This is a genomic window from Enterococcus pernyi (assembly GCF_045371165.1).
Taxonomy (GTDB): Bacteria; Bacillota; Bacilli; order Lactobacillales; family Enterococcaceae; genus Enterococcus_B; species Enterococcus_B pernyi.
On sequence record NZ_JBIQDM010000001.1, the window covers coordinates 376,845 to 401,210 of the forward strand.

At 33.3% G+C, this 24,366-nt stretch carries 18 protein-coding genes and 2 pseudogenes; 15 read left to right on the plus strand and 5 right to left on the minus strand.

Features of this window, described 5'->3' with window-relative positions:
• Window positions 1-4: 4 nt before the first annotated feature.
• From ACH0AK_RS01885 to ACH0AK_RS01910, 6 genes are all read left to right on the plus strand, one after another.
• The gene (locus tag ACH0AK_RS01885; protein ID WP_010736463.1) at window positions 5-532 is read left to right on the plus strand and encodes a GNAT family N-acetyltransferase; all 528 of its coding nucleotides are present in this window, start codon (window positions 5-7) and stop codon (window positions 530-532) included.
• 3 nt (window positions 533-535) lie between these two features.
• Complete coding sequence (locus ACH0AK_RS01890) at window positions 536-1,246, plus strand: B3/B4 domain-containing protein (RefSeq protein WP_010736462.1); 711 nt, start codon at window positions 536-538, stop codon at window positions 1,244-1,246.
• A gap of 219 nt (window positions 1,247-1,465) precedes the next feature.
• The gene (locus tag ACH0AK_RS01895) at window positions 1,466-1,876 is read left to right on the plus strand and encodes a VOC family protein (RefSeq protein ID WP_023519027.1); all 411 of its coding nucleotides are present in this window, start codon (window positions 1,466-1,468) and stop codon (window positions 1,874-1,876) included.
• Window positions 1,857-2,117 (plus strand): hypothetical protein, encoded by a 261-nt coding sequence (locus tag ACH0AK_RS01900; protein WP_019724093.1) that lies wholly within the window; start codon window positions 1,857-1,859, stop codon window positions 2,115-2,117. Before ACH0AK_RS01895 ends, ACH0AK_RS01900 begins: the two co-directional genes overlap by 20 nt.
• A 226-nt stretch (window positions 2,118-2,343) precedes the next feature.
• Window positions 2,344-3,654 (plus strand): NCS2 family permease, encoded by a 1,311-nt coding sequence (locus ACH0AK_RS01905; protein WP_010736459.1) that lies wholly within the window; start codon window positions 2,344-2,346, stop codon window positions 3,652-3,654.
• Between the two features lie 974 nt (window positions 3,655-4,628).
• The gene (locus ACH0AK_RS01910) at window positions 4,629-5,144 is read left to right on the plus strand and encodes a hypothetical protein (protein WP_023519029.1); all 516 of its coding nucleotides are present in this window, start codon (window positions 4,629-4,631) and stop codon (window positions 5,142-5,144) included.
• A gap of 451 nt (window positions 5,145-5,595) precedes the next feature.
• On the opposite strand, the gene ACH0AK_RS01915 is transcribed toward ACH0AK_RS01910, so the two are convergent.
• Both ACH0AK_RS01915 and ACH0AK_RS01920 read right to left on the minus strand, forming a co-directional pair.
• On the minus strand, window positions 5,596-5,691 hold the full coding sequence (locus ACH0AK_RS01915) for a type I toxin-antitoxin system Fst family toxin (RefSeq protein ID WP_140444174.1): 96 nt from the start codon (window positions 5,689-5,691) through the stop codon (window positions 5,596-5,598).
• A gap of 277 nt (window positions 5,692-5,968) precedes the next feature.
• The gene (locus ACH0AK_RS01920) at window positions 5,969-6,550 is read right to left on the minus strand and encodes a recombinase family protein (RefSeq protein ID WP_499796706.1); all 582 of its coding nucleotides are present in this window, start codon (window positions 6,548-6,550) and stop codon (window positions 5,969-5,971) included.
• 281 nt (window positions 6,551-6,831) lie between these two features.
• Here ACH0AK_RS01920 and mazE point away from each other — a divergent pair.
• From mazE to ACH0AK_RS01935, 3 genes and pseudogenes are all read left to right on the plus strand, one after another.
• A pseudogene (gene mazE / locus ACH0AK_RS01925) lies at window positions 6,832-7,022 on the plus strand (type II toxin-antitoxin system PemI/MazE family antitoxin).
• The gene (locus tag ACH0AK_RS01930) at window positions 7,022-7,342 is read left to right on the plus strand and encodes a type II toxin-antitoxin system PemK/MazF family toxin (RefSeq protein ID WP_347082513.1); all 321 of its coding nucleotides are present in this window, start codon (window positions 7,022-7,024) and stop codon (window positions 7,340-7,342) included. Before mazE ends, ACH0AK_RS01930 begins: the two are co-directional and overlap by 1 nt.
• 662 nt (window positions 7,343-8,004) lie before the next feature.
• Window positions 8,005-10,680, plus strand: coding sequence for an HAD-IC family P-type ATPase (locus ACH0AK_RS01935; RefSeq protein ID WP_499796707.1), 2,676 nt, complete (start codon window positions 8,005-8,007; stop codon window positions 10,678-10,680).
• A 659-nt stretch (window positions 10,681-11,339) separates the two neighbouring features.
• On the opposite strand, the gene ACH0AK_RS01940 is transcribed toward ACH0AK_RS01935, so the two are convergent.
• The gene (locus tag ACH0AK_RS01940; RefSeq protein ID WP_347082517.1) at window positions 11,340-11,879 is read right to left on the minus strand and encodes a hypothetical protein; all 540 of its coding nucleotides are present in this window, start codon (window positions 11,877-11,879) and stop codon (window positions 11,340-11,342) included.
• A gap of 752 nt (window positions 11,880-12,631) precedes the next feature.
• On the opposite strand from ACH0AK_RS01940, the gene ACH0AK_RS01945 reads away from it, so the two are divergent.
• Window positions 12,632-13,972, plus strand: coding sequence for an amidase domain-containing protein (locus ACH0AK_RS01945; RefSeq protein ID WP_499796708.1), 1,341 nt, complete (start codon window positions 12,632-12,634; stop codon window positions 13,970-13,972).
• Window positions 13,973-14,699: 727 nt separating this feature from the next.
• Here ACH0AK_RS01945 and ACH0AK_RS01950 read toward each other — a convergent pair.
• Complete coding sequence (locus tag ACH0AK_RS01950; RefSeq protein ID WP_499796709.1) at window positions 14,700-16,190, minus strand: AcpB/EbpR/MafR family transcriptional regulator; 1,491 nt, start codon at window positions 16,188-16,190, stop codon at window positions 14,700-14,702.
• Window positions 16,191-16,752: 562 nt separating this feature from the next.
• Here ACH0AK_RS01950 and ACH0AK_RS01955 point away from each other — a divergent pair.
• Window positions 16,753-17,094, plus strand: a pseudogene (locus tag ACH0AK_RS01955) (transposase); the annotation flags it as partial.
• A gap of 526 nt (window positions 17,095-17,620) precedes the next feature.
• Here the strand turns inward: ACH0AK_RS01955 and ACH0AK_RS01960 are convergent.
• Window positions 17,621-18,856: an AcpB/EbpR/MafR family transcriptional regulator gene (locus ACH0AK_RS01960; RefSeq protein ID WP_347082523.1), complete on the minus strand. Its 1,236-nt coding sequence runs from the start codon at window positions 18,854-18,856 to the stop codon at window positions 17,621-17,623.
• A 193-nt stretch (window positions 18,857-19,049) separates the two neighbouring features.
• Between ACH0AK_RS01960 and ACH0AK_RS01965 the strand changes: the two genes are divergently transcribed.
• From ACH0AK_RS01965 to ACH0AK_RS01980, 4 genes are all read left to right on the plus strand, one after another.
• Window positions 19,050-19,403, plus strand: a complete 354-nt coding sequence (locus tag ACH0AK_RS01965; RefSeq protein ID WP_347082524.1) for an LPXTG cell wall anchor domain-containing protein — start codon at window positions 19,050-19,052, stop codon at window positions 19,401-19,403.
• The gene (locus ACH0AK_RS01970) at window positions 19,400-20,200 is read left to right on the plus strand and encodes a WxL domain-containing protein (RefSeq protein WP_347082526.1); all 801 of its coding nucleotides are present in this window, start codon (window positions 19,400-19,402) and stop codon (window positions 20,198-20,200) included. The genes ACH0AK_RS01965 and ACH0AK_RS01970 overlap by 4 nt, the downstream gene beginning before the upstream one ends.
• 80 nt (window positions 20,201-20,280) lie before the next feature.
• Complete coding sequence (locus ACH0AK_RS01975) at window positions 20,281-21,330, plus strand: WxLIP family cell surface protein (RefSeq protein ID WP_347082528.1); 1,050 nt, start codon at window positions 20,281-20,283, stop codon at window positions 21,328-21,330.
• Between the two features lie 16 nt (window positions 21,331-21,346).
• On the plus strand, window positions 21,347-24,313 hold the full coding sequence (locus tag ACH0AK_RS01980) for a WxL domain-containing protein (RefSeq protein WP_499796710.1): 2,967 nt from the start codon (window positions 21,347-21,349) through the stop codon (window positions 24,311-24,313).
• Window positions 24,314-24,366 lie beyond the last annotated feature (53 nt).

Below are 24,366 nucleotides of genomic sequence, written 5' to 3' on the forward strand. Positions count from 1 at the left end.
TGGAGTGGAGAAGGTAGAAATCAGACCGATTGTGGGGAGTGAAGTGGAACGTCTCCAAGCTATCAGCATTGAAACGTACACAGATACTTTTGGTGAATATAACACGCAGGCAGATATGGATGCATATCTTTCGCAAGCGTATGATTTGCAGCGATTGACAAAAGAACTGATCCAGCCAGACTCAGCTTTTTTCTGGGCGCTAGATCATGGCGAAATTGCAGGTTATCTAAAACTGAACATAGGAAAAGCACAATCCGAGGAAATGCCTGAGGATCATCTAGAAATCGAACGGATCTATATTCGACCACCCTATAAGAAAAAAGGGATCGGCACTCACTTGATGAACTGGGCGTTGGCTCAAGCGAAAGCACAGGGAAAAACAGCTGTGTGGTTAGGTGTGTGGGAACATAATGATCCAGCCCAAGCTTTTTACCGTAAGCATGGTTTCATACACCAAGGACAACATGTGTTTTATATGGGCGACGATGCACAGATCGATCATATCTTAGTCAAAAAAATCAATGAGGTGTAACGAATGAAAAAATTTGTAGCAGATCCATCATTTTGGGAAGTGTTCCCAGAAGCAAAAATCGAGATCCTAACGGTAGAAGGGATCAATAACGAAGTCGTTGAAGAAAACAAAGCAGATTATTATGACAAATTGAATCGTGCTGCTAAAGAAGCAAGAAATTATTTAACAGAAGAACCTTTTAGTCAAAATGAAGTGATTGCACAATGGCGTCAAGCGTTTACCCAGTTCAAGACAAAAAAAGGCGCACGTTCATCGATCGAGGCACTGCTAAAAAGAGCCAGTCAAGGTCGCGAATTTGTCCCGATCAGTCCGTTAGTGGATATCTATAATAGTATCTCTTTGCGCTTTGGCGTACCCTGTGGCGGAGAAGATCTTGACACAATCGTTGGGGATCTTCATTTGGGTAAAGCTCAAGGTGGAGAAAATTTCTTGCCATTAGGCGCAGAAGCAGATGCGCCCGCATTACCAGAAGAAATCATTTATTATGATAAAGAAGGCGCAGTTTGTCGCTGCTTTAACTGGCGTGAAGCGCAACGGACCATGTTAACGAAAAAAACGACGAACGCTGTGTTGGTGATTGAGGCAGTCAACGCACAACAAGCAGAAGTTGCCGGAAAAGCAATGACTGCTTTACAAGAAGACATTGAACGAACATTTGGTGTAACGAGTACTAGACAAACAGTGACGAAAGAACAACCAGAAATCACTTTGTGACCGGACACGTAGTAAATAACCAAAACGATGGAGTCACTCGTAATCTTCAAACAAAGCAAACTTGAAGATTGCGGGTGATTTGTCTTTTGATAGCTTAACACGAAAATAAGCAACGTTTGCTCGATCATCTTGTGCTTAATAGCAGTGACTTCCACTAAGTGTGTTTCCGCTTTCGTGCTATAATGAAAACAAGCTTTTATTTAGAGGAGGCGTTGTCAAATGATCCATAAATCTCGTGTCATGCTATATGTTGAAGATGTCGCGTTAGTCAGTCGGTTTTTCGTTGAGCAATTGAAGGCAGAAATCGTTGAAACGTTGGAATTGCCAGAGGAATATCAAAGCATTGTCTTACGTATGTCGCAAGAATTGGAGTTGGCTATTTTTCCTCGGACATTCGTTGAACGATTTTCACCAGAAGTGTTAGGTCCACCACCGTCTATGATTTTCTTTACAGATAAGTTTGATGAACTTTACGAACAAATCGAAACAGCTGGTGAAATTTTGGAGAATAATGGCTTGTTGACGTTTAACTTTTCCGATCCTGAAGGAAATTTTTTTGTGATTGCAAAATTAGAATCGACAGAAAAAGTAGATGAAAGGGAGACAGAAGATGAAAATCTCGATCACTGAAACACTTGAAGATTATTTCAAAAAGCAACGGATGAAAAAGAGTGATAAATTGAGAATGAAGAATTTGAAATCTGGGAAAAATCCTGCCAAAGGATGGAATAAAATGGTCGATACAGGCTTCGGTGGTTTAAATTCTTTAGATTATCGTGGGAAAGGGAGTAATTTACCGATCAGCCAAATCGACAATCAGCAATTTCGTGCGGAAGAACAAAAGCGAATCGGTAAAGAAACCCATAGATAGAAGCTTCTTCAACTATTGTGTACTTAGTTTTATTTATTAGTAATCGACATACTTTTCTCTAAATGAAAGCGGAATAGGTAAATAGTAATGTTCGGATTTTTGATTAAATCCGAATTTTTTGTTTACTTATTTCTATATTTGGGATAATATTAAACACGTTGTTTTATTAATAAATCTAATATAGTAAGAACTTTTTTATAAATGTTCGGTTTTAGGGGGATGAACGATGAAGGAAAAGATACTTTCCTACTTCGAGATTGACGCACTGAATACGACGGTGAAACGTGAGATACTGGCTGGGTTTACGACATTTATCTCTATGGCATATATCTTATTTGTCAATCCAACAGTACTTGGTGCTTCGGGGATGGATGAAGGGGCAGTGTTTACTGCGACAGCATTAGCCAGTGCCATTGGCTGTATTTTGATGGGGGTCGTTGCACGCTACCCGATTGGAACAGCACCTGCGCTAGGAATCAATGCCTTTTTTGCTTACTCAGTCTGTTTAGGTATGGGGATTCCATGGGAAACAGCATTGGCAGGGGTATTTGTCGCTTCGTTGATTTTTATTTTGATCACCATTTTTAAATTACGTGAAATGATCATTGATGCGATTCCAACAGACTTGAAGTTTGCGATTTCTGGCGGGATTGGTTTGTTTATTGCCTTTCTAGGCTTGAGTGAAGGTGGCTTGATCGTGGCAAATGAATCAACTCTTGTTGGCTTAGGTTCATTGAGTGTCGGTTCCACTTGGTTGACGATTTTTGGTTTGATCGTTACTGCGGTATTGTTAGTTCGTCGCGTACCAGGAGGGATTTTTATCGGAATGGTAGCTACCACGCTTCTAGGACTAGTCACTGGACTGATTCCTATGCCTTCACAACTTGTTGCGGCAGCACCTAGCTTGAAACCTACTTTCTTAGTTGCATTGAAACACGTTGGTGATATCAATAGCTTACAAATGTGGGTAGTCGTTTTGACGTTCTTGTTAGTGACATTCTTTGATACAGCTGGAACATTGGTTGGCCTAGCAAACCAAGCCGGTTTCATGCAAGATAACAAAATGCCACGTGTTGGGAAAGCATTGGCTTCGGATTCTACTGCGATGTTAGCTGGTTCATTGTTAGGAACATCGCCAGTTGGGGCTTTTGTTGAGTCATCCGCAGGGATCGCCGTTGGTGGACGATCTGGACTAACTGCAATCACAACAGGGATTTTATTCTTGTTCGGGTTGTTTTTCTCACCATTATTATCAGTCGTGACTTCTCAAGTGACTGCACCTGCGCTGATTTTAGTTGGTGTGTTGATGGCCCAATCATTACGTCAGATCGAATGGGGAAAAATGGAGATTGCGATTCCTGCTTTCTTGATCTTGATCGGTATGCCGTTGACTTATAGTATCTCAGATGGGATTGCATTAGGATTCATCTTTTATCCAATCACCATGCTAGCAGCAAAACGTGGCAAAGAAGTCTCACCAATCATGTACGCGCTATTCTTTGTCTTTATAGGATTCATGTGGATCTTGAATGTTTGATTGATTTAGGTAGAACTTGAGTGTTCATTCGCTTTTAAAAGAGTGTGGGACAGTCCAGTTGCCCTTTCTCAAATATAAAAAACGAGTCTGATTTTGATGTTTTTTTGTCAAAATTGGACTCGTTTTTAGTCATATACACACTTTTTATCCATGTGTTGCCCTAATTTCCTTAGATCTAGTGCCATGAGCGTCAATCTGATATCACTCGCCCACGTTAGTGAAAAATTTAGCACCCCAAGTGAGCCTTTAGATGACCGGTCACTGGTTCGACGAGTTTGTGACAGAAGTGTTTTGACCTGAGCAGTAAGATAGAAAATTGAAAAATTACTTTTTATATTTGACAATTTTTTAGCTTAATGTTGAAGGAGCCGGTTTGCAAACACTGTTTATTCGGTTTTAAGGTATGCAACAAAAAATGAATTTTATTTTTTGTCCCACCCACAAATCGAACCGTTGAAAAATAAGGACTAGAATATGACGACATGAAATGAATCGATCTTTACGATAATAATCGTTTGAAATATATGTGGTCTTTTGAATACACGGATAAAAACTTTGTTAATTACGTAGCAGCAACCCCACAGTTCAAGTTTATACGATTAGTTGAAGAGATAGTTCTAACGACAATCGGCAATTTCCTTAACTATGTACCTGATCAAAATAGGTTAGAAAAAATTCGTCCTAGCTTGATTGCTAAATAATGCAAGAAGAGGTAGTAAATAAAGTGACGATATTTAATAGATACAAAGATGATAAATATTTTTAATATTATAATTAAGCTAACTCGATAGGTAATATTTTCTTGTTGAGTTATTTTAATTTATTTTTTTAGTTATTTTATAAAAATAATATCTTTAAATAACCCTATTAAGCGAAAATTTCATTAAAACAGCATATTTTGATTAATATATTTTTCCGCTATATAAGTATGTTATTGTAACGATTGTGACAAATACAATTTGAGGAGTGGAAAAATGAAAAAGAAAATTACTGTTTTAGTTCTTAGTTCTTGTATGTTATTATCCACGTTGGTTCCAAGTAGTGTTGCATGTGCAGAAGAATTTATTGATGAGTCAACTGTAGTGGAGACTGTACATACTCCAGAGATGCCCCCTGGGGTTTACGCTGAAGTACATGAAGATGGAAGTATTTCTGTTGTAAAGACAGACCCAATGCTCAAAGCTAATGTATCTCGATGGGGTAGTTCATTCTACACGAACGTTGCAGTTTCTACTGGTGTAGCAACTAATGCAATTAATACAGCATTTTATTCAGGAATTGGTTCAGTATTGGGAATTTTTGGGGTAGTACCTCTGTGGGCTTTACAAGGACTATTAAATGCGGTTGGTTGGACTCAAATGGGATCTAAACCTGGTGCGTCGGTCGCTAAACTTTGGGATAAGAATAAAAATGGGTGGATTGGGTTCTATTTCCAAAGAGGTTACGATACTGCTGGCAAAGAAGTGGCTACTAGGTATAGTACACTTTAAATATGAAATTCAAAAAATTTACTGAAGACCACCCATATTTAACCGTAATCTATTCGGGATTAATTGGAAGTGCATTTGGGATTACTGTTGAATATATCGTTAATCGAGATTTCAGACCTAGTGGAATTTATAGTCTAATATTTTATTATGTAATTGGATTATCTTCTGTAAAATTTAAGTCCAGAAAAAAATGAGTACTGTAAAACCCAAAATTATTAATTAATCGTTTAGTCCAACAGGGTATACCTGGATAATCAAAAGAAAAATTAAGGATAGATTACTATTTGTATGAGGACATTTAAGTTGAGCATTTAAAGTATTGATGCTATAATAGGATTGCGAAATGAGATAAGCTATACACGAATAGCACAAAAGCCAACCCTATTGCGAGTAGGGTTGGCTTTCTTTATGTTCGTTGCGACTCCGAACATGTGGGTTAGAGACAACTTGCTTAGTTATCGTCTTTCTCGTCTAACCAGTGAGAAACTAGTTCGATGACTAGTCCAACAAAAATTGGTGCGATAACCAATGAGATAAGCTCTTTCACGAAAAACACCCCCAATCAGGGGCAAGTTGCCAAAAAAAGTATAGCATTAAAACTAAGAATGTACAAAAGTAGTTGGCAATCTAAAATAATCAGAAATTTATTGATTATAAAGAAATAGCTTAATAAGTAAGTTGTTTATTGGTTTAAATTATATGGTAAGTAATTTCTTGTATATATAATAGAAAGTAATTTGTTTATTTTGACATAAAAGTATGAAAAATCGACATAAAAAATGTTGTAAAATATATTACCTAATAAAACAACAATTTCTCAGGAGTTAACTAGAAGTTGTTGTTTTTGTTTTATCTATCTTATCAAGATATCTATAAATGGTTGTTCGAGAAACGTTCCATCGTTCGGCAATCGTCTTAATAGGGGTACCATTATCTACTAGAGTCTTCAGTAATTCCAAATCCTGAGAAGTTAGCTTTTCAGGACGACCACCAAATCTTCCTCTTGCACGAGCGGCTTCTCGTCCAGCAGCGGATCTCTCTAAAATTAAATTTCGCTCAAATTCTGCAAACGCCGCAAACAAATGAAACATAAGTTGTCCAGTAGAGCTAGATTTATCCATCGTGATATTTTCTTGGAGACTATGGAAACTTACACCACGCTCATTCAACCGATTAACGATCGAAATCAGATCTTCCATATTTCTTCCTAACCGATCCAAACGCCAAACCACGAGAGTATCTCCAGAACGAACAAAATCGATGGCCAATTCTAATCCTGGTCGATTACTTTTTGCACCACTCATGTGATCGGTAAAAATTTTCTCACAGCCAAATTTATTTAAGCTATCTTCTTGTAAATCTAAATTTTGTAATCCGGTAGACACCCGGGCGTATCCTATTTTCAAAAAAATCACTCCTAACTAAAATCTATTGTAACATAACTTTATTAATACGGATTAATTGAACATAGATTTTGATATGGGTTTATGAACACTAAATGAATTGATTTTTTGAAAAATAAGTCCAAAAAAGATAGTGTCCAGAAACGGACCATTTTATGAACACTTGTTATCTACAGCTAAGTATTCTATAAAATATTGAGTTACTCGGTGTTGTATAGTAATTTAAACATAAATGAGTGATCTATATGCTTATTATAAAATCTAGATTATAAGGAAGTTCTGTAGTGATTACACTTCCTTCTGATAACGGTAAGAAACCTTTGAATAATCAAGAATATATCGTTGTATATTCTGACGATGGGACAATCACGTTAGTCCCTAAAATTGAAGACCCATTTAGTGGTGGGGAAAAGCTGAGTATTATGAAAAAGATGAATGGGAAGATGTAACTCCTGAAGGGAGAGAAATTTTATAATGTTAGAAGAAAGAAAATATATTCCTAAAAAAGGGGATATTGTTTGGATTGATTTTGATCTTTCAACAGGAAACGAAATTCAAAAGAGACGTCTAGGATTAGTTGTTTCTCGATATGAGTTTAATCGGAAGACAATGTTTGCGGTAATCTGTCCAATTACTTCTACTATAAAGAATCTACCAACGCGCTATTCTCTTCCTGAAGATTTAGATACAAATGGGCAAGTACTTATTTCTCAATTAAAATCACTTGATTTCAAGAAAAGAAAACTCAAAAAGGTAGAAAATTTACCTTTACAAGATATGGCTAAAATTGATTAACTTATCTAGTATATATTTTAAGCATTGTAAATTTAATTACGATGCTTTTTTATGACAAACAGAACTAAATAGATACTATTAGAAAACAAGAAGGATTAATTTTTATGAAAAGATATTTGGGCAATAAAATCTTAATAAAATATATACATGTATATATTTAAAAATAGTTTTCTAATTGCCAACTTCCTTTCCGCAGTCTAACATGTTCATAAAAATTAAGATTTTAAATTCATTTGAATATTTTTTCTATTATTTTAGAAAAATTGATTTTCTCTTAGTTATATGTGTTTCATATAACAGTTAGTTTGTTTTATTTGGAAATCTAAGTAAGTACAGTCTGTTTTTACAAATCATAATATTGTATTTTTATACTGTTGTTATATTCTATCTTTTAAAAAATTATTCGTAGAGATAAAATAGCAATTTTCTTATTTAGAATATCATGCAATTTGACAATGTGAAATCTCTTTGATAGCATTGTAGTTCAAATTGAATGTGGAGGTGTGGTAATATTGTCAGATAGTTCGGACGAAAGTGATTCGACGGTTTTTCCTATAGTTCCTTATTATTTAAAAGAATAGTTTTACATTAGCGCATTGCCATGTTGAAAGGGTAAGGTGCCTATTTGTGTAAAAAAATTCTATAAATATGAGGAGTATTAGATGTATAATTTTGACTATCTATTAACAATATCCGAAATCAAAAAAAAATATGGACTAGATGATTTAGAACAAGGGTTAGATAAAGTAAATGCTGCCCAGCGACTAAAAGAAAATGGTCCTAATAAATTGAAAAATAAAAAAACGCCTAAATGGAAATTATTAATTAGGCAGTTTAATAACATTATTATATATATATTAATTTTTTCAGCATTATTGACTTTCTTTATTGGGCATTATTCAGATGCTGTAATCATTGGGTTAGTTATTGTTGTTAATGCATGGATAGGGTATTACCAAGAGTCTAATGCATCTGATGCATTAGAAAGAATTAAGGAAATGCTGTCTTCTGAAACTACAGTTTACAGAGATGGAAATAGAATAGATATACCCGCTGAGGAACTAGTCATTGGGGATGTTGTTTTCTTAGAAGCTGGCGATAACATACCAGCAGATTTAAGAATTGTTGATACTGATAACCTAAGAATTCAAGAGTCTGCCTTGACTGGCGAAACAGATTCAGTTGAAAAAACATCAGAAGCTTTATTGAATGAAAAAACACCTTTAGCTGAGCGCTTGAATATAGCATATGCTTCGACTTCAGTAACCAATGGAAGTGGTTTAGGTGTGGTGATTGCAACTGGTGACAATACGGAGATAGGTAAAATTTCAAGGGAAGTGAATAATGTAAGTGAAAGAAAAACTCCTTTGATGCAAGAAATTGATGGACTAGGCAAAGGAATTACCTGTGTGATAATGGGCGTAGCTGTCTTTCTATTTGTATTCAGTCTGTTTTTTGAAACATATTCATTATCAGTTTTATCTTTAGCAGTAGTTACAATGATTGTAGGATCTATTCCAGAAGGTTTACCAGCTACAACATCTGTTGTGTTAGCGAAGGGTGTTAGTGATATGGCGAAAAACAAGCATACGATAGTCAAAACTTTACCTGCTGTAGAAACACTTGGATCTGTAGATGTAATTGCCACCGACAAAACAGGAACACTAACGAAAAATGAAATGACTGTGACAGATATTTTAATCGATGAGAGTCATTACCAAGTTTCTGGAAATGGATATGAACCTGAAGGTAATATTATGGATAATGGCTCACCAGCAGAATTAACACCACATTTAAAACTATTTTTGGAAGCCGGATTCGAGGCCAACGATACTGTATTAACTCATAATGATGGTATTTGGGGGATTAACGGAGAACCAACAGACGGATCGTTTTTAACCCTGTATCACAAAATATTTCCGTACAATCAACACCCCGATTTCAAAGAACTTGACATGTTGCCCTTTGATTCTGATTATCGTTATATAGCAAAATTAGTAGAAAATAAACAAGGAGAGCATCTTCTCTTTATCAAAGGTTCTCCAGATAAATTATTTCCTATGTCTCAATCGATAGAAGAGGATTTTCCATTAGAAAAATGGAACCATCTTGTCCAAGTCTTGTCTGAACAAGGCAAACGAGTAGTCGCAGTTGGGTATAAGAAAGTTCCATCTAGTATAGATGAAGTAACACATGATTTATTGCTTGAGGGGGTTCATCTTATTGGTTTAGCAGGAATTATAGATTCACCTCGTGAAGAAGTCATTGGCTCATTAGCAGACATGAGAAAAGCAGGTGTTGATGTAAAAATGATTACTGGTGATCATCCATTAACAGCTAAAACCATTGCTGAAAAATTAGGCTTAGCATCAGAAATTAATGTTATTACAGGTCCGGAAATCGATGAATTATCACCTGAACAATTGGAAAATATTGTTTTAAATCATCAAGTTTTTGCTCGTACTACACCAAAGAATAAATTAGAAATAGTGGAGGCACTTCAGAAAAACGGAAAAGTAACTGCGATGATAGGAGACGGAGTGAATGATGCGCCTGCGTTAAAAAGAGCTGATATTGGTGTAGCAATGGGTATTAAAGGAACAGATGTTGCGAAAGACTCTGCAGATATGATTTTGACAAATGATAATTTTTCAACAATGTCTGTCGCTATTCTAGAGGGACGTAGAATTTATGACAATATCAAAAAGAGTATTTTATTTTTATTACCCACATCTTTTGCAGAGGGCTTAATTATTGCACTTACTATTATGATGCAAAGAGACCTACCGTTACAACCAACTCAGTTATTATGGATTAACATGGTATCGGCTATTACGATTCAATTTGCGTTCATATTTGAACCTGCAGAATCAGGTATTATGAATAGAAAACCAAGAAAAACAGGTGACTCATTATTAAACCGCCATGATATTTTTCAGATGGCATACGTATCAGTGATCATCGCATTAATTAGTTTATTTTCTTATGAATGGCTAATTAGCGAAGGAGCTAATCAAGCAACTGCCAGTACAATGATGGTGAATATCATTGTCATGTGTAAAATTTTCTATTTATTTAATATTAGAACTGCCAAATCAGCTTTCTCAATAGATTTTTTTTCAAATCCGATGGCGTTTATTATTATTGGGATTATGTTGGTGCTCCAAGTGATTCTTACGTATGTTCCATTTATGCAAGTAGCTTTTTATACAGAAGGACTGACGATTTTAGAATGGGGAGTAACAATTCTTGCAGGAATATGCGTGTTACTGGTTGCTGAAATTGATAAAGGAATTAGAATTTGGAAGACAAAATCAATCGAAATAAGTGAAAAATAAACATGTAGTGAGCCCTCTTAAGTTAGACATAAACATCTAACTTAAGAGATATCTATAGGAAATTAGAAATTTCATAGTGAGAAAGTATGTCATGCTGAAATCCAAGGGTATGGATAAGTGGTGAAATCTATGAATATAGTTCTGCAATAGGGTTATCGTTAAATTACGGAATACGTGGAACAGAGGAACTAAAATACAAGATAGCGAAATTTAAAAAGCACAAGAAACATTGATGAATTCAATTGAAATAATTTCACCGTTAATCAATCGAAGCAAAAGAAATCTTACGAATTGTTGAAACCGACTATCGTACGTACTTTAAGGAATTTTTTAGAAATGAGCTGAGTGCAAAAAAACAACTATTCGCTGGTATTTAATGTAATATAAAAATATGACTATAAAAAAGATTGTTTAGAAAATATGGTATTCTGTGTACGAAAAAAGGAGTTGGCTTTGATTGAAAATTTATTTTGTGTATGGGCTTAGACTTTCAGGTAAATGAAATCTGTTTATATAATATGTCTGTTTTAAAAAAAAGAGTATTTAGAAAAGGATCATTTTCTAAATACTCTTTTTGGACTTTTTGGTCTGGGAACATCTAAAAATTAAAAAAGCAAGACTAGACAAAAATAGATTTATTATAAATGCTTTCCGTAAATTTAAACAAAAATCCAGTTTCTTGGAATAGTACCTGAACCGATAGTAATATAATTATTATAAATTCCCAAGGACTGGCCTGTAGATAGATCTGTCACTCTGAAGGTATCATAATATAAATTGTTTGTGGGTGGTAGCTTGGTCACAGAAAACTCTCTGGCATTCTCTCTTCTATCTAGATAAACATATCCTCTGTTAGAGATATTAAAGTATAATTTGTTATCATTTTCTTTTGATTGTAATACTCGAATGTATACTCCTCGAGGTGATTTTTCAAAAACAATTTGATCATACCATGGTTCTCTCTGTGTTTGCATTGTTGGATAATACCAACCAGCGTATTTTGTTTGATTCAAGTACAGCATAGAGTTAAAATCATTGTTCGTGTTAACAGACAACATAAGACGTGGAGTGTTGATCGGAACATCTGTGATAGAACTTGTACTTTCTGGGAGTATTGCGGATGCTTGAACTTTTGGTCCTAATAATCCTAGTGATAAGAAGCCAAAAAAACAAACAAGTGAGAAAATAATTTTTTTCATGATGACGCCTCCTTTTATTATTTTTTAAGATAGTCAGTAATTATGTTGCAAACTTATTGTATCACGGAGGAGATAGCGCTTCCAAAAAAAATTTTTTTTTTAATCTTTTTTAACTAATTTTAGTTCTCTTATAATTTGTTAAAATAATTAACCCGTAATTACTTAGTAAAATTTATTTAGAGGGGCTAGTAGTATATCTAAGAGCTAGTAAAATAGTGACTAGGTATAATAGAGATAAGAGTCAAAAAACAAGAGTGTTCACATCAATTAGTGGATCTATTAATTGATGTGAATACTCTTGCTAGGGAAGTAAGTTGCTTGTGTATTGATTATTTATCAATCAAATATCCTGAAAAAGGAGGAATATCATATCTATAACCCTATATTTTTGAGGTATAAAGAACTATTTAATTTAACAAATCTATCAAATATATATTACTTTTTTTTAGTTCTTATTTCAAAACAAATTTTTCTTGTCATACAAACTTTATTGGTTTGATATTTAGGATGATGTTCAGTAAAATTTATTATAGATAGTTAGAATAGCGCTGTTTATCTGTCTAAGAAACTGAATACGACTATTATTTTTTATGAATTTATTGAAACTACTAATGTTTTAGTGGAAATAAAAAAGCGGACTATAGGATGTAAATCACTTTGATAATATAATTTCAAACAGACTGAGTGAACATATTTTTGTAATTGAAAACTCATAGTGAGAATAGTATAAGAATATTTAGGAGGAAAATTATATGAAATTTTTGCTATTCATAACTGTTTTATTTGTTTCACTTTTAGCTGGTCCTTTACAGGTAAAAGCGAGTTCTTCCATAAATATGCAAGACCTTGAAGAGGAACTAACGAGATATCTAAATGATCCAACCATCACTCCTGGAACACAAAAATATCAAAGTTTTTTGATTAATCAATTGATGTATAATCAAGATGAAGAATTAGCTACCAAAGAAAATTATTCCAATCTTGTTATATACATGTCTGGTTATATAAATAATATGACGCTTCAAGATGACGATTTTTATGAACAAACAATTGAAGATATGGAGTTAGCAATAAAAAATCAAGAAGGCTCTACTTCAAGAACAATCTCACGAATGCCTTCTTTTGTGAATCCGAGCGCAGTACAAGAATACGCTAGTAAATGGTGGAATAATCGTAATCCAGACTTTCCTAATTTTCCAGATGCTAACTGTGTGAATTATACGTCTCAACTGTTACTCGCAGGCGGAATCAATAAAATTGCACCAGCCAAAGTACCAGATATTCCTATAAATATGGATCCTAATTTTTGGTACAGCTATAAAAGTGGGGATTCTCCTTCAACTTATAGCAGTTCTGTAGCATGGATAAATGTGACATATTTTTATAATTTTTGGAAAGAATCTCAAGAAATAATTCAGCCTAGTACCTTGAATGCACACAGAGATTTAGAAATAGGTGATGTAATTCAATTGCAACACAATACAGGCGGAGATTACTACCATTCCATGGTAGTAATAGATAAAGACTCATCAACTGTTTATCTAACAGGCAATTCCAACGATCGAGAGAGAATGGATATTCGTAATATAACTGGAAATAATATCAGGGCTATTAAATTCACACGACCAGAATTTAATAATGTTCTTCCTAATTTGAGTACTCAAGCTATTAGACCACATTTAAATCGAACATTAGCAGTTACAAGTGGTCATTTGGGAACTTCTCTGACTGGTCAAGTAGCAAACTTTATTCGCTCTAATACTATTAGTTATGTGCCAGAGAAGAACGCATACCGTATCACTTCACAGGTATCTGGAGGTGCTCCTATATTTTGGACAGGTGAATCAGGAGTCGGTAACCTTCGGACTGTTCATCCAACAGGAACATCTGATCAAAAGAAGGATCATGATTTATGGTTACTTGAACCCCTTCCTAATGGTTTATTCATTATACGTAGTTGGATAAACCCTTCAATGGTATGGGACGTTCATAATTATAATCCCAATGATTCAACCCCCGTTAAAATAGAAAGGTTGCATTCGTCAGGAACAGTTCACAGGAATGCGCAAATGTTCTTTCTTGAGGCTATTTAATTTTATATAACCGTTGATTATTTTAATAAAAGTAAACTGGAACAGACCTTAAAAGGGTCTGTTTCAGTTTTTATTTTTTATATCACTACAAGTTAGCATTAAAAGAAGAAAATTAGAAATGCTATTTGGGGTTACAGAAAATAGATAGAGAGTCAATATATAAGTGTATTGACTAAAAAAATGTAAAAATATTTAATTATCATTTGATGAATATTAAAAAAAATCTCGATTGTTTTTGGGAACACTACTATTCAATTCATATTTATACGTCATTATATAAACAGGGTTAGGAGTGCTAGTAGTTCTATGGTTTATAGGTTATTTTTGTAAGATTTCAAATTTTATTAGAGTAGCGGGTCTTCCCTTAATCTTACCTTTAATTAGCTTATCACTTATTTCCCTGTAAATTGGGTGAATATATAGCAGATAGTATTGTTTAATATATTAGTAATAGGCATAGCAGTATTAGGACATGAATTTATTATGATAATAGAATGACTAATAAAAATAATTATATGAGATCCTAAATGAGGTTGAGAGCACCAAAACCTTTATACTTAGGGTTAGAGAAATTCTTAGAACTAGGCTCCTTATTCAAGAACATGTTTCAAAAAACCAGTTAAGCATTATACTTAGCTGGTTTTGACTATATTTTAAAATATAGTTTTCGCTACACAAAAACTAATATCAGCGAGAATTAAAAAAAATTTGATTTTACTTTATTCATTTAAAATAGAATATTACCTAAATCAGAGTCTAAAAGTTTAAACAACTCTTTCCAATTGGAGGTAGTAGGGATAGGCTCAAACAAGATATAAGGAGATTGAATATCGAATTGTTCTATAAATTCAATGTAATTAGTTATTACAACATCGAATTGTTGGGTATTAAAATATAGATTGTCTAACTCAGTTATACCAGGAAAGAAAAGTCTATGATGATTTGTAAAATACTTGGAAATTCTAGTTTGTATACTTTCTACAATAAATTGGTTTCCTTCAAGGAGTATCAAAATATTTTTTTTGAGAAACCAGTATTTATTGTTAATTGCATCTGTATATAATGTTAAATCAGCGCTTATATCGTGAATTTGTTCAATAGTCAATTTTAGGATAGGAGCAACTTCTAATTCTATAAATTCTAAACACATTGTGTATAAGATTGGAAATGTCTCATTTGCATGGTAAGAGATAGTACTAAGATTTTGAGTTAATATAGGAGAAATCGTATGCTTAAGAAATAGATTAGTAAAAAAGGATTGGAATAATACTTTAGAAGATGTCTGTTTCTCCTTTGAAAGTTTAAATAGATTGGTAAACTTTTCAGCTAAATAAATAGTTTCCGGCCAATTATTAAAACGTTCAATGAATATTTTTTCGGCACGCACAGACTCTATCGATCGTCGACTAATTAAAAGAAGATATATATAAGTTCGTTCTTCGTCTGTTAATTCTACATCATAAAAATGCTTAATCATTTCTCTTACATGAAAAAGATTTACTGTTTTCATATGTTTTATCAATTCTTTTTTCATAAATAGCTTGTTTTTTGAAAATTCATTTATTATTTTCCCTTTTTTAAATCGTTCTAGGGTAATAAATACAATATAATTGAAATCAAAAAAAGAAGTTTTTGCATATTCTTGAAAGAAATGATCTTTCTTCAAACTTACAGCAATTTCTTGAACCTCAATAGACGGAATCACACTGTGTGGAGTTATGTCGGATTCATAGAAGAAATCATGGAAAAATTGACGTATATTTAATTCTTCTCCAATGAGATCAACCTCTTTAGTAGAGATATACAATTGATATTTAGATAAAATAGGTTTGACTCGATCTATATACCTAGCAAGAGAAGCAGTAGTTGAATGAAGTTTTTCGCTCCATTCATTTAAAGAATATATTTCGTTAAAAAATATACTTTCGATTATTCTAAAAAGTGGTTCTTTTTTACTTAAATATCTTTTCTCTTCTAGATATTTTTGTTTATTTTTAATATGAAAGGTATAACCAACATTAGAAGAATCTAGCACTATACTGTCATGAAAATAATCTTTTATTTCTTTTATATCATTTAAGATAGTTCTATGAGAAGCACCCGTAAATTCGCTTAATTCTGTAGCACTGCAGCTGGATCCTTGCTGAAATTTATCTAAAATCTGTACCATTCTAATAAGTTGCTTATCAATCACAAAATGAAACTGGAATTGATTCATAATCAGCTACCTCCTTATTGCAGAATTTATTTAAAATATGTAGTGTTTTGAATAATTAATTCAGTATAGAATATTTAAAATGTTTAAACAAATTTTTGAACTTAAACAGCGAAAAACTAAAATACACTTTTGTTGTCTCTATAATTTATGGGATTGAAGAATCAGATCTGATTCTTCAACCCCATTTTTCAATTTAGATAGTAAAAAACATATTGTTCTCTAATATGATTAAATTACGACAAAATAAAGAAAGGAGAAGGGGATACGCTATATAAATGTTCTAAAAAATACTGAGATTAGTAGATAAAAATTTGATGATTACAGAGATTTATTATGAGACTTTTCAGAAGAAAAAGACATTAATAGTCGACGCGGCTCTCTTACCTGCTTCATATGCATGTAAAAATATTAGTTTTTCAGTGGTAGATTGAAATGAGAAATCGATTGTAGGGGAAATTGATAAGAAAGAAACTGCTGTACGGATTGAATAATATAAGCACATGTCAATGATTGTGCGCCTAAAAAAGAAGCACTATAACTGGAAAGGTATTCTTTTTAGAACTCTATGACAATCGTAATTCGTGTATTGAAAGGTTAAAAAGCTATTTAATAAAGTCTTCCAAGAGGATTCTACCTCTAGTGTTGAAGTTGATGAAGTTCGTTATCATACTTCCACTGAGGATAAAATGAGCTTTATTTCGCAAATGGTGAGATAGGGAAAATAATTGACATTTTATTTACACGCAAATCACCCGAAGAACAAAGTATCTATCTCCTTAGCTACATTAACCCTGAAGAAGTGTAATTTTTAGTTACATACATGAATACAGCCTACTTCCAACTTACCAAACGTGTTCTACTAAATGCGAAATGGGTGATAGCTCAATTTCATATTGTAAAACATAACCCTAATGGAAAAATAGAATCTAAGAATATCCTTATAAAGACAATGAAGCTCATATCTTACGGATTTGAATCGGTTTAAAACACGCAAATCAGAATGTTTTATCATTCAACTGATCAAACTGAAATAACAAAAAAATCTGAAACAGAATGAGATTCATTCTGCCTCAGAATTTGATTTTGCATGCTCATCAGTCCTTACTTAACGAGGAGCCGTATAATTAGAGCTAAAATTATTTGTTTGCAATAAAAGACAAATAATTTAACTTGTTATACAAAAATAATTTTTCCTAAATCAGAGTCTAGAAATCTAAATAATTCCCTCCAATTTGCAGCGGTAGGAATCGGTTCAAATATAATATAGGGAATTTTGAGGTCAAGTTGATCTATACATTCAATATAGTTGGTGATAACAACATCAAATTGATTCTTATCAATAAATTGTAAGTCTAATTCTTTGAGGTTAGGAAAATATAGATAGTGATGTTGATTAAAATACTTTTTGACTCTAGTTTTTATACTTCCAACTATGTATTGATTTCCTTCGAAAATAAAGAGAATTTTTTTTTTTTTATCCAATACTTATTTTTTATAGCATCCGTATATAGAGTTAAATCAGCACTAACATCTTCAATTTGCTTTTCATTTAAGCATAATATATCACTAATATTATCTTTAATATAATTATGACAAATTGCATATAAAACTTGAAATGTTTTACTTGCATGATGAGAAATAGTGCTTAGATTTTGAATCAGGACGGGAGAAACGCTGTGCTTTAAAAATAGATTTACAAAAAATGCATGAAATAAAGTCAGGCTAATTTTTTTCTGCTCGTCTGATATATCAAATAGGTTAATAAATTGGGTAGCTAATGAGTTTGTTTCAGGCCAATTATTAAACTGATAAATAAATTTTTTTTCTGCATCCAAAGAAACTATCGATCGGCTTGTAAACATGTAGAAATAGATATAAATTTGTTCATAATCGCTTAACTCCGTATTATAAAACTTTTTAACCAGTTCTTTTAAATGATAAAAATCTGAATTCTCAATTTTTTTGGAGAGACTCATTTTTGAAATTATGAATTCATTCAAATAATTATTGACGGTTTTTCCTTTTATATATCTTTCTAAAGTAATAAATAAAATATAGTTAAAGTGAAAAAAGGGGATGTTCAAATGTTCGTTAAAGAACTGACTCGTTTTTAATTCCATTATGATTTCTTGGGTAGCAATTGATGGAAAAGCACTATGGGGAGTTATATCAGATTCATAAAAAAAATCATGAAAAAATTGACGAATGTTTATCTCATTACCTATAAAATCAATCTTTTTAGTAGATAGTTCGATCCCATATCTATTTAATATTGGATTAATTCGGCCAATGTATCGTATCAATGATGTTTTGGTTGAATGAAGCTTCTCACTCCATTCGTTTAACGAGTAAATATCACTAAAAAAAATACTTTCAATGATTTGAAACAATGGTTCTTTTTCGCTTAATTTTCTTTTTTTTTCAAGAAATAAAGGTTTATTAACTATACGAAAAATATATCCAGCATTCGAAGAAGTTAGAATAATACTATCATCAAAAAATTCTTTAATCTCTTTTATGTCCCCTAAAATGGTTCTGTGCGAGGCTCCCACAATTTTAGATAGTTCGATAGCGCTACAAGTTGAAACATGTTGGAATTGATCAAGTATTTTTATTATTCTAATGAGTTGTTTATTGATCACAAATTGAAATTGAAATTGATTCATATCTACTTTATCCTCCTATTTCAGATATATTAGCTATCTTGTAAAATACATTCTAGCGTATTTATAAAAATCAGAAGATAAAAAAATTTCGTAAGGGTACGCAATAATTGTTATGACGAAAAAACAAATCGTTGTTAGACTAAGCAAGTAATCTGCAGATTATAAATTTTATTATTTTTAAGTAGGGATAAGTATGAGAAAAAAAAATCATGGTTTTTGTATAATAGTTTTTATCGTTCTGTTTTCTTTACTACCTTACGGCAACACTTATGCAAGAGAAGTTAGATCGATTGAGACAGAAGGGAATATTGGTTTTACTGGTGTGTATGAACCAATTGGAACACCAGATCCTATCCCGCCGGAGAATATTGTAAAGTCACCCACAAATGATCCCCAAAAATCTGATGGATTATTACCGAAGACAAATGATACAGACAATTTATGGTTGAAGTGGGCGGGAATATTCATAATCAGTACAACGATTCTTTTGTGGAATAAAAAAAAATATCAAATATATATAAATGAGAAAGTGGGATTTATTAAATGAAACTTGTAAGATTAGCAACCATTGCAGCATTAACTACAACTATTTTGGCAACTGGAACAACCGCAGTATTTGCGCAAGAAACAAGAGAAGTAACAACTGAAGGTAAAGTGCAATTTCGATCTTCTGGAGCTGGAGATGGTGATTTAGAAGTAATTAATCCTGAGACAGGACCAGAAGCACCAGAAGTAGATATTGACCCAATTGTTCCTGGGACTACTGGACCATTGTCAATTGTAATGGCGCCAACAATGAGTTTCGGTACACAGGTTATTTCAAATCAGGATCAAACATACAATATGGTTGCAGAAATGGCTAATTTATCAGATGGTTCTGGTGAGGTTCCTTATGTAAGTTTTGCACAAGTTCAAGACCTACGGGGTACTAACGCTGGTTGGGATTTACAAGTAAGTTTGAGCGATTTCGAATCAGAAACTCAAAACGATGTTTTAACTGGTGCTGAGATTGAGTTAGTAAATTCTCGTATTCAATACGAAGGGATCAATGCAGAAAATGCTCCGGAATCTCATTCAGCAGGACTTAAATTAATTCCTGGAGAAGGAGCACGTCCAGTTATGACTGCGAACCAAGGTAAGGGTGCAGGTGCTTCTTCAGTTGTTTGGGGGAATCAGCAGGCATTGAATCAGCAATTTGCAGATGAAGATTTTGATCCCGAGAATGACGTGGTAGAAAATGAAGCAATTAAACTTTTCGTACCAGGATCAACAGCTAAAGATGCTACTACTTATACATCGACTTTAAATTGGGAATTAACTACAACACCTGGGGAAGATGCCTAAGTCGATTGCCTGTATATATCTAGAAACTTTTAACAGCGTTACAAAAATTTGTAGCGCTGTTTTTTAAAAGGAGAATTTACATGATTAAGTTATCTTTAAGTAAAATGATGAAAAGATATTCATCTATAATTCTAGTTTTATTGATAATTCTTCTTTCTTCTATAGAGGTGAGAGCAGATGAGTCAAATTTAAATTTTTACGTAACACCTGAACTTCCAGAAAGTCAAGTATCAAAAGAGAATAACTATTTTGATTTGAATTTGAATCCTGGAAATACAGAAAAATTAATATTAGAACTACAGAACACAAATAGTGAACAAATTCGAGTGAAAATAACACCACATACAGCTTACACTAACGTTCATGGAGTTGTAGAGTATGGAAAAGATGCCAAAGATAAAGATCCAACATTGACTCATGTAATAGAGGACCTTATTGATCCAGTAGAAGAAATTATTTTGGAAGGTAATGAAACAAAAAAAATCGAGTTGGTTTTACATATGCCAAATGAAAAGTTTCAAGGATTACTAGCTGGTGGTTTACGTATATCTGAAGTGAAAGATGAGAAGGAAGTAGACAATAAAAGCGAAGAAGGGGTGGCTATTAGAAATGAGTTTTCTTATGTTATTGGTGTAGTAGTAAGTAACTCTAGGGACTCCATCAAACCTGAACTTGAATTGATAGATGTATACCCTGATCAATTGAATTACCGTAATGTGATTAGTGCGTCGATTCAAAATATCATGCCAGCATTTGTTAATCGACTCTCTGTGGAAGCAACGGTTCAAAAATCTGGTGAAAGTGAAATTCTATATGAAGCTAGTGAAGAGCAGATGCAAATGGCCCCTAATTCAAACTTTAGTTTTCCAATTTCATTGGAAGGGGATAAATTCCAAAGCGGGGACTATGTTCTAAAATTAAAAGCGACATCTGGAGATGAGGAATGGGAGTGGGAACGGAATTTCTCCATTAGTCCAGAAGATGCACGTACATTTAATAGAAAGGACGTTACTATTGACGATACTATAAATTGGTTGATGATTGTATTGATCTGTTTAGTAATGTTTCTAATTGGAATAATCTTATACTTGACTATCAAACAGAAACAGAGAAAAAAAAGTAAAAGTTAGAGGTGAGGCAACTATTATGATGAGCAAAACAACAAGTATGATGATGATAACTTCATTGTGGATACAACTATTCATCAGTCCTATTAATATAGTTTATGCAGAAACAGTTCAAGAAGTAGACCCGGAACATAGCGAAGAACTAATAATTAATCGATCGATACAAGAGAATAATACAGACCTCACCTTCAATATTAATGGTGAGGAAATAAGGCATGTCTCTCCCGGTGAATCCTTTGAAATATATGTTACTACTAGTCATGCTATTAATGAGTATCGTATTATCTTACCTAAAAGTGCATCATTTTCCGTAGAGAATGCACAAATTAAAGAAGTAGATGAATTAAGTGACGGATCTAAAATTTGGTTAGTTCAAACAAATGAAAAAACTGATAAACTGAAAATCCAGCTAACTTTTAGTGAAAGTGGTCAGTTTTCAATAGAAGATGCTCTAGGAGATGTTCATTCAGACTTTTTGTTTGTTGATATTACAAACAAAACTCGAGATGCTCAGACAAGATCAAATGTGAATGTTGCAACATGGGCTGCATTTAGGACTGCTTGGAATAATGCTTCACGTACGTCGATTAGTTTAACTTCTACTATTCTTGAGGGAACAACTAGTTTAAATAGCCGTTCAAGCCCAATTACTATACGCGGGAGCGACACTAATGGAACCACGAGTCTTATAGGTAATAACACGACTTTATTATCAAATTCAAGCAGTACAGAGTTTAAATTAATAGGAGTGAGAGGGTTTGGTTTTTCAGGGGGGACACTGAACATAGGTTCTGTAGCTAGTGCCGTTATTAATGTTAACTCAAATCTACAAAATTTATTTATTGAACACTTGGGTATGCCTGGTGGTGGTCCCCAAGCGACATTATTAATTCAGAACAGTACATTAACTGTTGGCACATTGGAGATGCGTGGAGGGATTAGTATATTCACAAATCCATTTCCAAACATTGTAACTAATACAACAATACAGGCACAAAATTTAAATTTGACGGGGCTGGCATATAGTATTAGAAATTCAAGTGGAAATCAAGCGATAACAGCTTCTAATATTAATATTAGAAACAATCAAGGTTTAATGTCTTGGAACTTGAATAATACAACAAATAGAGCGGATAAAGCGTGGGAAGGACTAACTGCTGAGATACGTAATAATAACGTGGTTTCTTCTTCAGATGCTACATTCAATGATGATACATTTAATATTTCTCAATCTAGCTGGATTTCTAGTTATGGTAAAAATTTTGAAGGAAAGCCTCCCGAACCTGAAGAAGGTATGATTACTGTAAACTATTTGAATAAACAAGGTCAAAAGCTAAAAGAGTCAGAAATAATTACAGGAAATGTAGGAGAACAATATACAGCTTCATTACCAGAAATTAGCGGATATTATCTTCTGAATAAACCAGATACAGTGACTGGCACTATAAAAAAAGATCCTCAAGTAGTGAATATTGACTATGTTCAGATCCACGATAAATTAATTAACCCTGACTTTGAAGAGCCATATATTGAATCTAATGCTGCGATGATGCACCAATCAGAAGTTCCAGGATGGTATACAACGGCTAGTGATAAAATGATTGAATTTGGTCTAGGACCTTCTCATAATATCGCAGGTGCAGCCAAGGGAAGACAATTTGTAGAATTAAATGCTAACGAACCAGGAGAGCTATATCAAATCGTAAATTATGAACCAGGCACTGTTTTAAGGTGGAGGTTATATCATGCCGGAAGGCTTGGAGTAGATAAGATGAGATTGAACATAGGACATCCTGAAAAACCAGAAGTTATAAAAGAAATGGAATCTCCATCGAGAAACTGGAGCTTGTATAATGGGACTTACATTGTACCAAATAATCAAGAGCTTACTTACTTTGGGTTTGAAGCTGTAAGTTCAAGTGGAGGAAATATTACTTTAGGAAATTTGTTAGATGACATTCATTTTGCAAAACAATCAGAATTAGTAGTACTTAACAAAGTAGATAAAGAAGAGGCTCCTGCCGGAGGAATGCTTAATTATTCAATGAATATAGAAAATGAAGGTGGGGTCCCTGCAGATAGATTGACGATTTCAATAATCGGTTTAGAAAACACTAAAATAGATACAGAGACCATAAAAATTAATGGACAAAAGTTAGAAGAAACCAAATTTAGTTTTGAAGACGATAGACTAATTGTCAGACCTGATGTTGTGATAGATTCCAAAGAATCTATTGAATTAAGTTTTGATACAATAATTAATAGTAACTTTATAAGCGGTCAAATCGCTACACACGCAGAGGTAGATTATTGGGATGAGCATTTTGATGACGTCAGTTACTCTTCTCAATCAAATAGCGAAATTACAGAAGTTAGCACACCAGTACCAAATCCTTTAGATCCATTAAATCCAGAAGAAGAAGTTAATCCAGAAAATCCTCCTCTATTACCTGACAATCAAGGTTTATTGAGTATCGATTTCGTTTCTCAGTTTGATTTTGGGCAGCAATTGATTTCGTTATCTGAACAAACATATTTTGCAAAGCCACAACGACTATTAAACGAAGACGGAACAATTAATGAACAAGAGGAGCGTCCAAATTATATTCAAATAAGTGATCGTAGACCTGAAGAAGACCGGAATGAATGGCAACTATCAGTAACACAAAGAGAGCAGTTTAAAGGTGGAGAAGGACAAGAACTTCTTGGTGCAAAATTACAATTGATGAATTCTGAAATAATAGCATCTCAGGGAGAAAAAGTACCTGCACTACAATCTACTACCAATGATTTACAACCAGGAAACAAAAAAATATTAATTAATGCACGAGGAAATGAAGGGAAAGGGACATGGATTTATCGCTTTGGTGATGCAGAAACTGCGCATGAAAGTATAGCATTAGTAGTCCCTAAAGGATCAAATCCTCAAAATATTAATTATTCAACAACACTTACATGGGAATTAAGTAGTGTACCAGATAATTAGGAATATAAGAGATAATAGAGCGGGAAAGTTTGGGGATTAGCTGTGTTTAAAAA

Bases quoted from the DNA above. Each gene is read 5' to 3' on its own strand.
- ACH0AK_RS01945 (WP_499796708.1), top strand. From the start codon at position 12,632: ATGAAATTTTTGCTATTCATAACTGTTTTATTTGTTTCACTTTTAGCT.
- ACH0AK_RS01975 (WP_347082528.1), top strand. From the start codon at position 20,281: ATGATTAAGTTATCTTTAAGTAAAATGATGAAAAGATATTCATCTATA.
- ACH0AK_RS01970 (WP_347082526.1), top strand. From the start codon at position 19,400: ATGAAACTTGTAAGATTAGCAACCATTGCAGCATTAACTACAACTATT.
- ACH0AK_RS01935 (WP_499796707.1), top strand. From the start codon at position 8,005: ATGTATAATTTTGACTATCTATTAACAATATCCGAAATCAAAAAAAAA.
- ACH0AK_RS01910 (WP_023519029.1), top strand. From the start codon at position 4,629: ATGAAAAAGAAAATTACTGTTTTAGTTCTTAGTTCTTGTATGTTATTA.
- ACH0AK_RS01905 (WP_010736459.1), top strand. From the start codon at position 2,344: ATGAAGGAAAAGATACTTTCCTACTTCGAGATTGACGCACTGAATACG.
- ACH0AK_RS01895 (WP_023519027.1), top strand. From the start codon at position 1,466: ATGATCCATAAATCTCGTGTCATGCTATATGTTGAAGATGTCGCGTTA.
- ACH0AK_RS01940 (WP_347082517.1), bottom strand. From the start codon at position 11,879: ATGAAAAAAATTATTTTCTCACTTGTTTGTTTTTTTGGCTTCTTATCA.
- ACH0AK_RS01980 (WP_499796710.1), top strand. From the start codon at position 21,347: ATGATGAGCAAAACAACAAGTATGATGATGATAACTTCATTGTGGATA.
- ACH0AK_RS01900 (WP_019724093.1), top strand. From the start codon at position 1,857: ATGAAAATCTCGATCACTGAAACACTTGAAGATTATTTCAAAAAGCAA.
- ACH0AK_RS01965 (WP_347082524.1), top strand. From the start codon at position 19,050: ATGAGAAAAAAAAATCATGGTTTTTGTATAATAGTTTTTATCGTTCTG.
- ACH0AK_RS01960 (WP_347082523.1), bottom strand. From the start codon at position 18,856: ATGAATCAATTTCAATTTCAATTTGTGATCAATAAACAACTCATTAGA.
- ACH0AK_RS01930 (WP_347082513.1), top strand. From the start codon at position 7,022: ATGTTAGAAGAAAGAAAATATATTCCTAAAAAAGGGGATATTGTTTGG.
- ACH0AK_RS01890 (WP_010736462.1), top strand. From the start codon at position 536: ATGAAAAAATTTGTAGCAGATCCATCATTTTGGGAAGTGTTCCCAGAA.
- ACH0AK_RS01950 (WP_499796709.1), bottom strand. From the start codon at position 16,190: ATGAATCAATTCCAGTTTCATTTTGTGATTGATAAGCAACTTATTAGA.